Consider the following 14723-nt stretch of genomic DNA (forward strand, 5'->3'; position numbering starts at 1 on the left):
CATTCTATTCAAAAAAAGAAAAAGGGCTGTCCTATTTAATTAGGACAGCCCTTTTATTATTATTCAAACAAGAGAACCTATTGCTGTTTCTTATTTAAGAATTAGTGAAGCCCGTCAGGATGGCAAGCGGATTCATAGCAACCAGTCATTTCTTTGTCGTTACCAAACTCTTCGATATGACAGGAAAGACAGGAAGGGTGAACTCCTTTCTTGTGCATGGCACGGAAGTAGGAACGCCAGTTATTACTTTTCTCCACTGTAGTATTGTTATGACATGATACGCAGCCTTTTGGCGGTTTGGAATCTTTTACCGGTGCGCTAAACTTAGGTTTTGCTTCCGGATCCTTCCACTTATGGTGACATGTATTACACGAATACCCTTCATGGCTGGAGTGATTAAAGGTCACGGACAAGTCACGGTCACTATTACCTTTAACACGGTTGATAACGATATCGTCCGGCCCTGATGTTACTGCTTCTTCTGCAAACGCAACACTCGCGACTGCACAGATACAAAGCAGACAAATGATAGATAATTTTCTCATGTTATCTCCCTTGTATTAGGCATTTTCGTTTCCGCCCAACACGCTTTTAAACATGCCGCGACGGGTTACGGTTTTCGGTTTAGGCGCTGCTGCTACCAGATTTTCACGCTGCGCTGTGGAAGCAACAAGCCTGTTATGGTAGTTTTCCGGTGCAGATTCACAAAGATAAATCACACGAACATGCTCAGGATCTGCGAGATACGCGTCCGGATTAGTCTTTTGCACTTCAGCAAGACGTGCATTAGCTAATGCAAGCATTTCATCACGGTCACCAAAATTCATAGTGCCGGTGGGACAGCTTTTCACACAGGCTGGAAGCATCCCCTTGCTTATACGGTTAATGCACATATCACATTTATTCCAGATGCCGCTTTCTTCATCACGACGCGGAACGTTGTACGGGCACATTTCCCAGCTTTCAAGGCGGGTAATACCTTTTGTTTTGTCTGTCATAATGACAGCCCCTGTGACGGGATCCTGTTTTACAGCACCATCTGCATACATGTTACCGATATATTTACACGGCGGCTCAATGCAATGACGACATTGTTCCGGAAAGAAAAGCCACTTGAGTTTACCGTCTTCTTTTACTTCGTTAAAACGAACAAGACGGATAGTTTTTGCAGACAAATCCTGCGGATTCTGGTGAGAGCCCACGTTACGGGTTTCTTCTGCCGGAAGATCTTTCCACTGTTTACAAGCAACCTGACAACCGCGACATGCAGTACAGAGGGTAAGGTCGACAAAAAAAGCTTTACCTTTAATCATTATGCATCACCCTCCTTCCATTTGCGCACATTGACCATAAAGGCTTTGTACTCTGGAATACCGGTGTTCGGGTCACCGACGTTAGGGGTAACCAAGTTTGCAGAATCACCACCGTCTTTCGGTGTTACCCAGCCGTAATGCCATGGCATACCAACCATATGCACGTCTTTACCGGCAATTTTAAACGGCTGTATGCGATCAGTAACCATCGCGATTGCCCACAGGGAACCACGCACGCTTTCTACAATAACTTTTTCACCATTTTCAAAACCGCGCAGCTTTGCAAGCTGTGGACTGATTTCGACAAACATCTGCGGTTCTGCTTCCACAAGCCAACTCATCCAGCGAGTCATGGAACCAGTCTGCCAGTGTTCTGTCACACGGTACGTGGATGCAACAAACGGGTAACGCTCGTCCGCAACAGCTTTCTTTTCATCTTCAAAATGAACAGCCGTCGGGGTATTCAACTGCTTTGAGAATGCATGGGAGTCAATAGGACATTCCAACGGCTCGTAGTATTCAGGAAGAGGGCCATCTGCACGCCCGGGACCAAAGAGCTGTCCCATACCATGCTTAAGCATGATGAATGGATGCTTGGTACCAGGTGCCCAGCCGCCGTCCGGCACATCACCAACCCACTTTTCGCCGTTCCATTTAATTACAGCTTTCTCTGGATTCCACGGGTTACCCTTTGGATCACAGGAGGCTCTGTTGTAAATGATACGACGGTTAACAGGCCAACACCAAGTCCAGTTCGGGTACAGGCCGATACGTGCCTGTTCGGCAGTCTGAGTGCTGTCGTGACGCTCTGCCTTGTTCCCTTCATCTGTATAGGAGTTACAATAGAGCCAGTTACCGGAAGTGGTGGAACCATCATCTTGAAGGTATGCGAAGCTGGGAACCTGTTGTCCCTTTGTAAACTTTTTGCCCTTTACTTCTACATCACGGGTGAACCAGCCGTTACACAGACGTGCAGTCTGCTGGGCGCTGAAGTGATAGTGACCGTCTTCATCCGCTTCACACATATTATTGAAAGTAAGATGGGTGATTGGCTCCGGATATGCCCCGCTCTCTTCATTATAAAGATGCACAAGCTCTTCCCACAGTTCATGGAAGTAGTGACCATCGGTCAATACGCCGTCCTGCGGTTCCTGCGCTTTATAACGCCACTGCATCCAGCGGCCGGAGTTGGAAACCGATCCCTCTTTTTCGATTGCAGATGCACACGGCAGATAGAATGTCTCGGTTTTAACAGACTTAGGATCCATGCCGGGCCCTTTCCAGAAGTCACTGGTCTCACAGGTAAACAAGTTAACGTTTACCATCCAGTCCAACTCACTGAGAGCCTTACGGGTTTTCTCAGAGTCAGAACCGGAACACGCAGGGTTCATACCCCAGATAAGTGCACCGGAAAATTTCCCGTCTGCCATACGGTCGATAAGAGGCAGCCAGGAGTATTCACTGGCTTTATGAGAATCAAGGCGCGGTAGATAGTTATAAGCATCTTTCGGGTCGTCATTTTCGTACATCGCCTTAATAAGGCTTGCAGAATACTTAGGATAGTTGCTCCACCAGTTTGCACTTTTCGGATCATTGGAAACCGGAGTAAATGCCTTGTTGTACTGTTCAAGAGTATCCTGACCAGCTAACGGTGTTTTAAGATAACCGGGAAGAATGTGATATAACAACGCATAGTCTGTTGACCCCTGTACGTTACATTCACCACGCAGCGCGTTAACACCACCGCCGGCAATGCCCATGTTACCCAACAAAAGCTGGATCATCGCCATTGAACGAATGTTTTGTACACCGACAGAATGCTGAGTCCAGCCCATTGCATACATAATGGTACCAGCTTTTTTAGCGGTACCGGTTTCAGTATACAACGTATAAATCTGCTTCAAATCTTCAACAGAAACACCGGACATGGAAGAAACGTTATCGAGAGTGTAGCGCTCATAATGTTTCTTCATAATCTGGAATACACAACGTGGGTGTGCAAGAGATTTATCCCGTTTAGGATTACCCTTACTATCCATTTCAAATGTCCACTTGGACTTATCATAGGAACGAGTAACAGGATCAAAACCGGTAAATAAACCATCTTTAAATCCGTAATCTTCACCTACAATAAAGGAGGCGTTGGTGTATTCCACCATGTACTCTTTGAAGTACCGTTTCTCTTGCAGAATGTAATTAATCATACCGCCAAGCACAGCGATATCAGTGCCGGAACGAAGCGCGGCATGCATATCTGAACGTGCAGAGGTACGGGTAAATCGAGGATCGACATGGATTACTTTGGCACCAGCACGCTGAGCTTTAAGTACCCATTTAAAAGAAATTGGATGATTTTCGGCAGGGTTACTACCCATAATCAAAATGCAATCACTGTTCTGTAAATCATTCCAGTGGTTGGTCATGGCACCGCGTCCGAACGACTCTCCCAGAGCCGCTACTGTTGCGCTGTGTCAGATTCGTGCCTGGTGTTCCACATACACCAGACCAAGGGAACGCATAAAAGAATGCATTGCATAACATTCTTCGTTATCAAGAGCGGCAGACCCCAGAGAAGCAATTCCCATAGTACGGTTAACCACTTTCCCTGCTGCGTTTTTCTCTTCAAAAGACTCATCACGAGATTTTTTTATGAGCTTTGCAATACGTTTTTTACACCAATCCCAATCTTTAACTTCAAACGCATCACTATACGGTGCACGGTACATGCATTTAGTTGGCCTATCTGCATTTACAGTCATCTGGATAGAACTAGCCCCTTTAGCACAAAGAGAGCCACAGTTAATCGGATGATCGCTGTTACCTTCCACGTTTACAACGCGTCCGGTTGATTTGTTGGTGTGAACCAACAAACCACAGCCGACAGAACAGAACGCACAGATAGATGTGGTCTGTTTACTCCACTGAATTTTATTCTCTCCAGCTTCTTTCACTACATTGTCCAAAGCAAATGCAGGCCCCAATCCTGTAAATGCGGTGACAGTTACTGCTGTTGCAGTCGTCTTCAAAAACGTCCTTCTTTGCATTCGCAACTCCCTAACAACTCAAATATAAAGAAAACCAGTACATTCACTACGACACAAGCATTTCCACACATGCTTGAGAAGGTTCATGCAGACGCAATTTGAATATATTGTCACTCGTTATAACTATCTTCTCTTTCTGTTACAGTTAACCATGCTGCAAATCATATATGCGTAGGTCTTATCACACCGCAAAGCACTTTTGATTCTGCGCAGGCTTCTCGCTTGTAACAAAAAAAGAGTCATTCAACACTATTCTATTGATGATCAAACAACAGAACATCTTCCACATGAAGTAATAACAATTCATATTGCATTATCTATGCATTCTACAAGGAATGTACGTAGTTTATCTGTAGAGCAGAAAAAATATTACTGTGTCAACACAGTCACTTTTTACAAAAAAGTTATTTTTTTATTCACTTTTTCTTACTTTTTCACTTTTTTCAGACATTGATTAACTTTTTCATTTTTTTAAATCGGTTAGTTACAAACAAACAATATATTTGTGTCATACTACAACTAAGAATAATTTCAGAGGTAAAAAAGAAGAGCACAAAATAAAATTTGTGCTCTTTTTTTACAAAAAAAGACATTTTTACTTAGACATAAATACGATAGTACCTGCTCCATCTGATAACAAATGACCAAAGTCACCGTATTCCACTTATGTGCAAAATATGTCGTAAAATCTATATATTGTCCCAACATAAGAAATTCAAAACAACCTTATTATGCATACGCACCCATCCCAAAAACTGATTATTGCTCCTGCAATGCCTACAATAAATGTCGCTCAACAATAAAACAATCTGACGACCGCATCACATATGTTTTTAATAACTACCTCCAAAGATGTCTGCTTTAATCATATTTGAAGACGAAACCGTAGTATGCCGCTGTAAAACGTAACTGTGGGTAAACATCCACGAAGTCATCATTCAGGTTGCACACGACCCTAACAAAATATAGATCATCACCCGTTCCGGCATGGAACCATGTCAGGGCAGAATGAGTGAGTCAGCCATTAACAAAATTCTTACTAATGAGCTTGATTCCACACAGGATGAAGTAGGTTACTTAACCATTCGGCCTCCACTGAAAGAAGTTCAGCTTAGTAAAAGTGCCAGAATGAAATTTACTGAAGCTTCCGGCCCTGCAGATTTATTTTAGAACCAAAAGTAAAGGAAATTATGTCTAATATTACTCGTATTACCCCTGGTGTCCGTATGAGCAAGGCGACCATTTTTAACGGTGTAGCCTACCTTTGTGGACAAGTACCTGACAACACAGAATGCGGCATCAGCGATCAGGCACGTAACATGCTTGAAAAAGTAGATGCTCTTTTGAAGGAAGTAGGCAGCGATAGAAAACATGTTCTTTCTGTAATGGTATATCTCAGAGACATGAAAGACTTTGCAGGATTCAACGCAGTTTGGGACACATGGTTTGAAGAAGGCTATGCTCCAGCCAGAGCTTGCATCGAAGCCCGACTCGCCAGACCGGAACTCCTCTGTGAAGTTTCTGTAACAGCAGCAGTTATTGCCAACTAGGCACCACACGGGCTTACCCACCTCCCCCCTCTTCCGCATACAAAAAAAGCAGTGTGTTTCCTGTCGTTAACGACAGGAAACACACTGCTTTTTATTTTCAAGCCTCCAACGAGCCGCAATTAATAGCAAAGGTACAAACTGGCCTACGCCAATTGCCCCTATAATCTTGTACAAAATGATAGTGCGACCATCGTACACAGATTTATCGCAGGCTCAAGGTAACGCTGAACTGACTTACTTTTGCAATCCTTCAGCAGAACGAATATGCAAATCCATTTGCGGAAATGCTATTTCAATATTCCGCTCTCTGAATGCCTTGTCGATTTGAAAACGCAACTCAGAAATAGTTTTTAGCGAATAGTCAATATCATCAATCCATATACGAAGGATAAAATCAAGACTACTCGCTCCAAAGTCATTGAACAGAACCCAGGGAGCCGGACTTTTCAGAACATGCGGGTGCGCATCGGCAAGTTCAAGCAGCGTTTTTTCTACAAGCTCTGTGTCTGACCCATAAGCTACTCCAATAAGGACATCACGGCGTAACGTCGGATTATCTTTAGTCCAGTTCGTCACCTGATTAGAAATCAGATCAGAGTTAGGAATTATGAGCGTGGCATTTTCAAAAGTTTCAACAACGGTGGTTCGAATATTAATTTTTTTCACCGTGCACCAGAGCTCTCCAACTTGAATAATATCTCCCTGCTGAATAGACCGACCGAAAAGCAAAATGAGACCGCTCATAAAGTTAGTAAAGATAGTCTGCATACCAAAGCCGATCCCCACAGAGAGACCACCTGCGATTACCGTCAGGCTAGTCAAATTCACCCCAAGCACATTTAACGCCAACAGGCCGAACAATCCCCATAAGATATAAGACGAAATCGTCTTAAGCGAGTGCATGGTGCCACGCTTGCCTCTCGGCCACCCCATGCCCATGCGACCAATATACGTATCGGTTACGGCAATAGCTGCGCGAGTGAGGAAAAACAACGCAACAACGATGACTATATTTAATAACTGTAGAGAAAAACCTTGCCAACCAAGCTTCATAGCTGCGGTAGCTTTGAGCACTCCAGCACCAAAGAACTGGTATATCCAAAGCCCTCCGAGGCCGAGTGAGGCCGTCCAAATCAACGGAGATGAAATACCTAGCGCTAACGCCCGGACGAATGGATACAAACCTGTTTCAGGCAGGCGGGAAACGCAGTGAGCAACAACGTGCATACCTGCCATCCCCATAGTGAACATGAAATAAACGAGGAAGAGTATCATGCCTGTAAATGCTGCCAAACGGCCATAGCCCATTACGGCCATAAGTACAGACAGGACGAGAACCCAGAACCAAGGATGACGGCTCAATCCTCCGGAGTAACTGACCAATCTCATTTTCATCACACAAATTACACTTGCGGCCAAAAGAAGCCAAAGAGGGATAGCAAGCTGTTCAGGCATACCAAGAACAAGGATGAGACCGCCTCCGGCAAAAAGCCAAGTCAAGGGGGTTCGAGATGGTTTGGCATAGTCACTAAAGGTACGACGAATTATGTTTCCACCCCACATTGCACCAAAACTAAATACACTCGCTCCGATAATTGATGTCACACCTGTAGTTTGTGGAAAAAAATGATACTCCGTAAAAATGATTGATATACCAGCAGATAACACTGCCCATGCGCCGCAAAGCTTACGCATTTCAACTTTATGTTTGCTTTTTGGAAAAATGCGTTTTCCTGCAAACAAGCCCAAACCTCCAAACAAGGCAAAAAGCATTGTAAAAAAGAGAGCTTTACTCGGCCACTCATCAAAGGCTGAGGCTAATCGTCCCTGCCATATTGGAAGTCTTAAAGAAAACCAGTTGGTCGAAGAAAAGTGCTTTTGCCAAAAATATTGTGAAAAAGGTGGATTTTTCCCAGCAAGAAAATAGTTTTTCCACTTAAGAGGGAGTTCCTGCTCCATGCGCGCAAGCAGGGTTGATGTTCTTTTTACAAGTTTATTAACGGAAGCAAGTTCTCTTTTAATTCTGGAGAGCTGTTTTTTAAGCACCCGCTCCAATTTTCCCAGTCGACCAATATAGCTTTTAAAATCTCCGACATTATCCGAAGACAGCTCCTTCAAGGCCTTGGTATTAAGCTCTCCCGTGGCGCTGTTAAGGCTTTCAACCCGCGCCTCAATTTGATTTTGGAGGTCTTTCAACGATTCAGCAATTCCCACCAGTTTTTTATTCAGGCTGGCAAGACGTGCGTAGAGTTCCCGAAGCCCCATAGGGGTAGCTCCGGCTATCCCCTGACTGAGAACAATCTGCTGGTATGAGGAGTGATAGGTAAATAAATCCGCTCTAATTTTATCAAGCTGAGCTGCAGCCGCTTCCCGCAGAGCGTTCTCCTCATCTTCGAGAACAGCCAGCACCTTAAACCGTTCTGAATCTATGATATGGGTCTGTTCTTCCACTCCTTGAGCCGATACAGAAATTGGAAAAGTCAGGATAGAAAGACAGTAAAGAGCAAAAATAAAAAACTTCATCCGATGGTTCCTTTTAGGATCAGTTATAACGTAGCCTCATCTCAAACAACATATCAGGACATTTCTTCCTAAAAAAAAGTGTACCGCTAACTAAGTATAAAATAAAAAGATAGTTACATCATGCAAGCTCTACCATATCAAAATATATTCGAACAGGCTTCACAATGTAAGGAAAACTTCATGGTTCACATAACGAAAATTGCTCCTCAGTAATCCATGCTCCCTCTTTCGCGTGACAGCCACTGAAACAAGGGATGCGGGTACAATACAACAACTCAAAAAAAATATTGCAAGTAAAATACGACATCTTGAACTAATTTAACAGCCCTAAGTAATTTGTTTTATAGACTCAAAATAGTACTGAGTCTGAGCGGTGCAGGCGAGTTTATTCAAACTAGCCTTTTTAAATAAAAAACCTTCAACATTAGGGCACGATTTTTATCGACAAGTCACTTTTATAGTTACATTAATTAATTTCCTACTACCGAATTAACCAACTAATTTCATTCTCTACTATAATATCATGTAGTAACAATTATCAAATATAGTTACGGTCACACATTTTGAGTCTGTCTAAAACGGAACAGGAGGCAAGCAATGGCTAGATTTTTAAACAAGCAGGATGAAAAAATAGGGCATCCCCCCGGAGCACTTATATTTGTAGGACAACAAAAAACGGAGCAACCCCGTATAAGATTAATTGATTATGACCAGAATATGCTCCGAGATGAATTTGTAGATTCAATAGAAACTCTTTCTGCACACAAATTTAGTGGCTCAACTAGCTGGTTAAACGTAGACGGCTTGCATGCCTCAGATTTGATGGCGTCTATTGGTTCAACATTCAACATATCTTCCCTTGTACTTGAAGATATCATCAATACAGGACAACGGCCCAAAATAGACGAATCCGCAGAGGCTATTTTCATTAGCCTCAAGATGCTTTCATATGATCCCATCCAGACAACGGTAAATGCAGAACAGTTGAGCGCTGTGCTGACTGAGAATCTTCTCCTTACCTTTCAAGAACAACCGGGAAGCGTATTTGAACCCGTACGCGAGCGAATCAGACGTAAAAATGGTAGAATACGAAGTCTCGGCCCTGATTACCTGTTATATACCCTTCTTGATTGCGTCTTTGAAAACTATTTAAAAATAGTCGAAACTATGGGAGAAAAAATTGAAGAGTTCGACGAAGAGATTTTAACTAACCCAACTCAAGAACTTTTGGAAAAAATAAACTTCTATAAGCATGAGATGGCTTACATACGTAAGGCCGTACGGCCGGCTAGAGAGATTGTTTTAAAGCTTGTCAGAATCGAGAATGAGTTAATTTCACCTGAAATAAGTCCTTTTCTTAGAGACTTATCAGATATGTCCGAACAGACTGTTGATGCGGTTGAAGTCTATCGGGAAATGCTTAACGGCCACCTCAATATTTACAACATGACCATCACAAACCGTCTCAACGATGTAATGAAATTTCTTACTGTTTTTGCCACTATCTTTATTCCATTATCTTTTCTTGCAGGAATCTATGGAATGAACTTTGAGGTAATGCCGGAGCTCCACTATCAACATGGTTATTATATGTTGCTTTCTGTCATGGTACTCGTGGTGTTGCTAATGCTTGCGTACTTCAAGAAAAAAAACTGGTTATAACTATACAACATTTTTCAAAAATCACTTACAAGCTATTATCTGCCACCCTTCAAAGCAATGCATAGTGCGGCCCTCTCCGGTTACTGCAACATGACAATTCGAAGTACCGTGTTATTAAATATTGCTTCCAACTTTGCATGTGATTAGCTACCGTCACCCCTAATGTACGGAGCCATTTACAATAGGGAAAGCCTTTACCTCATAAAGAGAGCGAGTATGCGGAACTTACTGCTATTTATTATTATATTCGTATCATACGCCAGCACACTCACTCCTACGGTTGCCACCGCAGCCAGCACTCATACTCCGACAGTTCTTGTTCTTAATTCTTACCATATGGGGTACCTATGGGGAGAATCTGTCCTGCAAGGCATACGGGACGGATTAGAGCAAGCCAGCACGCCTATAAAAGTCCACTACGAGTTCATGGACACTAAGCGGTACAGCCCTACAGAGATTTTCCCCATCCTCCACACGCTGTATTCAACAAAATATAAAAATACTAAATTTGATGTCATCATTGCTTCAGACAACAATGCACTGGACTTTCTTGTGCGGTACCGTAACCAGCTCTTCCCTGGTGTGCCTGTCACCTTCTGCGGTGTTACCCGCTTTTCTCAAAAGCTATTACAAGGCCAATCTGGATTTACCGGAATTGCAGAGGAAGTAGATATCAAAGAAACAATAGAGCTCGCTCTTACTCTATTCCCGAAAACAAAAAATATTGCACTCGTGAGCGGCGGTGTTACGACATCCAGTAAGAACAACCTTGAACAAGCAAAAGAACTTGCCCCTTTGTTTGCCGACAAAGTCTCCTTCATAGAACTTACCAAACTCAATCCAGAGGAGCTTCAGGAGAAACTTGCTGCACTACCGGCGAACACGGCAATTCTCTATCTTTCCTATTACCGCACGCCGGACGGAACTGTGCTGAGTGTTCCGGAAAGCACTTCACTAGTGGCAACTGCAAGTGGCCTTCCCGTGTTCTCGCCATGGCGATACACCCTTGGCAATGGGGTTCTGGGTGGCAAAATGCTCAGTGGTTTCCAGCAAGGGGAACATGCCGCCCAACTCACTCTGGATATCCTCAAAGGAATTCCGGTTGCCGACCTTCCGGTTATCCGCAGCCCGCAAAATGAATTTGTTTTCGATTATCGCCAGCTGAAAAAGTTTCACATCCAACAGGCGATGTTACCTAAAACCGCAGAAATTCTTTTTGAACCACAAACACTTTTTTATAAATACAAAACACTTATCCTCGTAGCCATAGCTTGTTTTGTATGGCTCTCCATCACTATCCTCATTCTGTTGCGCATGCTGCGAGAGAACAACAAAACAACCAACCTCCTGAAACGAGAAGAAGAACGCCTTGAGTCACTGCTGGAATTAAACGGTCAGGAGAAAAGCTCTTCCGACGAGTTAATCCTCTTCAGTGTTGATAAAGTGCGCAAGCTTCTCAACGCTAACACAGCTGTTTATCTCACAATAACATCAGGTAAAGAAGTTGACCGCTATTGTATCAGCAGAGAAGAAGATGCATCATGGCACACGCTACAAAAACGACTGCGTATTAAGGATCTTGTTTCGCCTTGGGAAGAGCTGCTCCAACAGAAAAAAACAGCTCGACTTAGGGCTGAAAACGCCCAAACGCCTGTTGTATGGCCACTGGGTATGAACAAATTCAAAAACAGCATCGCTCTTCCTATCTGGGAACGTGAACAATTACGGGCACTCATCGTACTGGGAGATGACACAGTCACGTTCTCAAAATCAGATGAACGTCAGCTTACGTTGATGATGCAGGGAGTTTCAAACCTTATCCAGAAGCGCCGCGCAAGTGAAAGAGAAGCACAACTCGCTGCCGAACTCCGCCATTCCCAGAAAATGGAAGCACTTGGCACTGTTGCAGGGGGTATAGCCCATGACTTCAACAATATTATCGGCGCAATAAGCTCCTGTTGCGAGCTGGCTCTGGATGATGTTCCCAAAGACAATCCGGCGCATGAAGATCTTAAGCAAGCTCTCAAGGCAGCCTACAGAGGTAAGCAGATTATCGGACAAATTCGCAGGTTCAGTAACCGCTCAGAGGCTGCCACAGAACTTGTTTCCCTACCTGCCCTTGCTGAAGAATGTATCCAACTCTTACAAACGCTTCTTCCGTCGACCATTGAAATTAAATTTTCATCTAAAACAAAACACGGAGGAATGCTCCTTGCTGATACAGGTGAATTGCATCAGGTAATTATGAACCTCTGCCTGAATGCTGACCATGCAATGTTTGGTGAACAGGGCACTCTTACTATCAGCATTGAAGAAGTTAAAATAACTATAGACAGTTATGACCTTCCTCATGAACTTACGCCCGGACGATATCTTTGCATGTCCGTCTCCGATACTGGCATCGGAATAGACGAAGCACTTCTTCCACGTATTTTCGACCCGTTTTTTACCACCAAAAAAGAAAAAGGTGGTACAGGACTCGGGTTATCAACAGTGCACGGCATCAGTAAGAAATACGGCGGAACCGTAACTGTAGAAAGTAAAAAAAATGAAGGAACCACGTTCCGTGTATATCTACCTGAAGTTGTAGCAGATTCATGCGTCTGGTCTCCGGAGCCGGAGCAATCGTCTACCCAGGGGACGGAGCATATTCTCGTTGTAGATGACGACAAAGAAATGCTTTACTCTGTACATAAGTTCCTAATGCGCCAAGGGTACACGGTAACCATGCTGCAAAGCAGCGCGGAAGCTCTTAAACAGATTAAGGAAAACCCGACTGAATATGATCTACTTCTGGCAGATCAGATAATGCCGGAACTTACAGGGCTTGAACTCGCAACGGCCATATCTGCCATAGCGCCTGCCTTACGGGTTATCATCTACAGTGGATTTGAGGGAAGCAATGTCGAATTGTTCATGCGTCAATCCGCTGAAATTGGTATCGCTGCATTCCTCGCCAAACCGTTTAGAAATTCAGACCTCGGGAATCTTGTCCGCAAGGTATTAGACTCTCAACAGGATAATGTTGCATGGCTTTAATTCTAATTATCGATGATGATCCATCTATCAGCTACACCCTTTCAAGAGCTGCACAGCGCCAAGGTCATACAGTCGCATTTGCGCGCACACTTCAAGAAGGGACACAGAAGGCCGCAGAGCAGGAATTTGCTGTAGTCTTCCTTGATGTCTGCCTTCCGGACGGTGATGGCCTTACCTTGCTGCCTAAACTCAAGGCGCAAGAACCTTCACCGGAAGTAATCATTATTACAGGAGCAGGCGAACCAGAGGATGCTGCAACCGCCATCGCTAACGGCGCATGGGAATACATTCAAAAAAGCGATTCTATTCACCAGATAGCCGTCACCCTTGAACGCGCGCTACGCTATAGGGAAAAAAGACTTTCCACGACACAGGAATCTGCGCCACCGCTGCAACGAGAAAACATTGTTGGAAACAGCCCTGCATTACGCCGTGCTCTTGGCATGGTAGAACAATACGCCACAAGCGACGTCAATGTGCTCATCACCGGAGAAACCGGTGTCGGCAAAGAGATGTTCGCTCGTGTTATTCATGAAAACAGCAACCGACGCCATCGTCCCTTTATCGTTGTAGACTGCGCTGCTCTCCCAGATTCTCTGGCAGAAGGAATTTTGTACGGATACACTAAGGGGGCTTACACCGGAGCGGCTCAAGAGAGCACAGGTCTGATCATGCAGGCCGACGGCGGGACCCTCTTTCTGGATGAAGTTGGCGAGCTCTCGCTGGAAGTACAAAAGAAATTTTTACGAATTCTTCAGGAACACACCGTCAGACCAATAGGCAGTGCGCGGGAGCTGCACAGCAACTTCAGGCTGCTTGCCGCCACGAACCGTAATCTTGAAGCAATGGTGGAAGAGGGAACGTTTAGAACCGATCTACTTTTCCGCATAAAAGCATTACACTTGCCTCTTCCCTCCCTTATGGAGCGCAAAGAGGACATCCGTCTGCTAGTGGAAAAATTTATTGATATATTCTGCCGCCAATACAGTATCCCACCTAAAAAAGTTGACCCAGAGCTACTTGAAGTTCTGGAATCCTACAGCTGGCCGGGAAACGTCAGAGAATTACGGCACGCCATTGATCATGCAGTCACGGCCGCACGCCATGAACCGCTTCTATTTTCGCAACACATCCCGCAAGTCATACGTATTTCTGTCGCTAAGCAACGGGTTAGCCAAACTCCGGCACGTCTCGCACCGTTACCGGAAAAAAAAGAAGACCTCCCTCCGTTAAACGAGTTCCGCGCGGAAGCATACCGTAGACTTGAAGAACAGTACTTGCGAGACGTCATGTTCCTTACCGATGGTGTCATCAAAGATGCCTGCGCTATTTCCGGTTTATCGCGGTCAAGACTCTATGCCCTGCTCAAAGAACACGATGTCTTACATAGCAAGACGTCAGAGAAAGAATAACACCACACCCGACGAAACACATATACAACTTATTCTTTTTATTGAAAAAATTAAAAACAAAAAAGTGTCCTATTTTTTAGGACACTTTTTTCTTATGCGCAGTTTGACCCTGTCGTATACGGATTTCTTGAATGAATATTCTATCCAATCGTATTCATTGTGTAATCACTCCATTTTTAA

At 44.1% G+C, this 14723-nt stretch carries 9 protein-coding genes; 5 read left to right on the plus strand and 4 right to left on the minus strand.

Translation table 11 applies throughout. The annotated features are described in order from the left end of the window. Positions 1-101 precede the first annotated feature (101 nt). The 3 genes from F461_RS0105110 to fdnG are packed head-to-tail and all read right to left on the minus strand — an operon-like array spanning position 102 to position 4363. Positions 102-545: a cytochrome c3 family protein gene (locus F461_RS0105110; protein ID WP_020000079.1), complete on the minus strand. Its 444-nt coding sequence runs from the start codon at positions 543-545 to the stop codon at positions 102-104. A 15-nt stretch (positions 546-560) separates the two neighbouring features. Then, positions 561-1313, minus strand: coding sequence for a 4Fe-4S dicluster domain-containing protein (locus F461_RS0105115; RefSeq protein WP_020000080.1), 753 nt, complete (start codon positions 1311-1313; stop codon positions 561-563). Beyond that, positions 1313-4363, minus strand: a complete 3051-nt coding sequence (gene fdnG / locus F461_RS0105120; protein WP_082208178.1) for a formate dehydrogenase-N subunit alpha — start codon at positions 4361-4363, stop codon at positions 1313-1315. The genes F461_RS0105115 and fdnG overlap by 1 nt, the downstream gene beginning before the upstream one ends. A 1002-nt stretch (positions 4364-5365) precedes the next feature. Here fdnG and F461_RS19165 point away from each other — a divergent pair. Then, the gene (locus F461_RS19165; protein ID WP_020000081.1) at positions 5366-5527 is read left to right on the plus strand and encodes a hypothetical protein; all 162 of its coding nucleotides are present in this window, start codon (positions 5366-5368) and stop codon (positions 5525-5527) included. Between the two features lie 20 nt (positions 5528-5547). Further along, positions 5548-5907 (plus strand): RidA family protein, encoded by a 360-nt coding sequence (locus tag F461_RS0105135; protein ID WP_020000082.1) that lies wholly within the window; start codon positions 5548-5550, stop codon positions 5905-5907. A gap of 234 nt (positions 5908-6141) precedes the next feature. On the opposite strand, the gene F461_RS18520 is transcribed toward F461_RS0105135, so the two are convergent. Then, a complete protein-coding gene (locus F461_RS18520; protein WP_020000083.1) occupies positions 6142-8430 on the minus strand; it encodes a mechanosensitive ion channel domain-containing protein in 2289 nt (762 codons plus the stop codon). 597 nt (positions 8431-9027) lie between these two features. On the opposite strand from F461_RS18520, the gene corA reads away from it, so the two are divergent. The 3 genes from corA to F461_RS0105155 all read left to right on the plus strand — a co-directional run bounded on the left by corA (position 9028) and on the right by F461_RS0105155 (position 14543). Continuing rightward, positions 9028-10092: a magnesium/cobalt transporter CorA gene (gene corA / locus F461_RS0105145; RefSeq protein ID WP_020000084.1), complete on the plus strand. Its 1065-nt coding sequence runs from the start codon at positions 9028-9030 to the stop codon at positions 10090-10092. A 216-nt stretch (positions 10093-10308) separates the two neighbouring features. Beyond that, positions 10309-13131 (plus strand): ABC transporter substrate binding protein, encoded by a 2823-nt coding sequence (locus F461_RS18525; protein WP_020000085.1) that lies wholly within the window; start codon positions 10309-10311, stop codon positions 13129-13131. After that, on the plus strand, positions 13122-14543 hold the full coding sequence (locus F461_RS0105155; RefSeq protein WP_020000086.1) for a sigma-54-dependent transcriptional regulator: 1422 nt from the start codon (positions 13122-13124) through the stop codon (positions 14541-14543). Before F461_RS18525 ends, F461_RS0105155 begins: the two co-directional genes overlap by 10 nt. The last annotated feature ends 180 nt before the right edge of the window (positions 14544-14723 follow it).

The sequence above is a fragment of the Halodesulfovibrio aestuarii DSM 17919 = ATCC 29578 genome (assembly GCF_000384815.1).
GTDB classification, from domain to species: domain Bacteria; phylum Desulfobacterota; class Desulfovibrionia; order Desulfovibrionales; family Desulfovibrionaceae; genus Halodesulfovibrio; species Halodesulfovibrio aestuarii.

Excerpts from the sequence above, each read along its gene's own strand:
- F461_RS0105110 (WP_020000079.1), bottom strand. The coding sequence starts at position 545 with ATGAGAAAATTATCTATCATTTGTCTGCTTTGTATCTGTGCAGTCGCG.
- F461_RS0105115 (WP_020000080.1), bottom strand. The coding sequence starts at position 1,313 with ATGATTAAAGGTAAAGCTTTTTTTGTCGACCTTACCCTCTGTACTGCA.
- F461_RS19165 (WP_020000081.1), top strand. The coding sequence starts at position 5,366 with ATGAGTGAGTCAGCCATTAACAAAATTCTTACTAATGAGCTTGATTCC.
- F461_RS0105135 (WP_020000082.1), top strand. The coding sequence starts at position 5,548 with ATGTCTAATATTACTCGTATTACCCCTGGTGTCCGTATGAGCAAGGCG.
- F461_RS18520 (WP_020000083.1), bottom strand. The coding sequence starts at position 8,430 with ATGAAGTTTTTTATTTTTGCTCTTTACTGTCTTTCTATCCTGACTTTT.
- corA (WP_020000084.1), top strand. The coding sequence starts at position 9,028 with ATGGCTAGATTTTTAAACAAGCAGGATGAAAAAATAGGGCATCCCCCC.
- F461_RS18525 (WP_020000085.1), top strand. The coding sequence starts at position 10,309 with ATGCGGAACTTACTGCTATTTATTATTATATTCGTATCATACGCCAGC.
- F461_RS0105155 (WP_020000086.1), top strand. The coding sequence starts at position 13,122 with ATGGCTTTAATTCTAATTATCGATGATGATCCATCTATCAGCTACACC.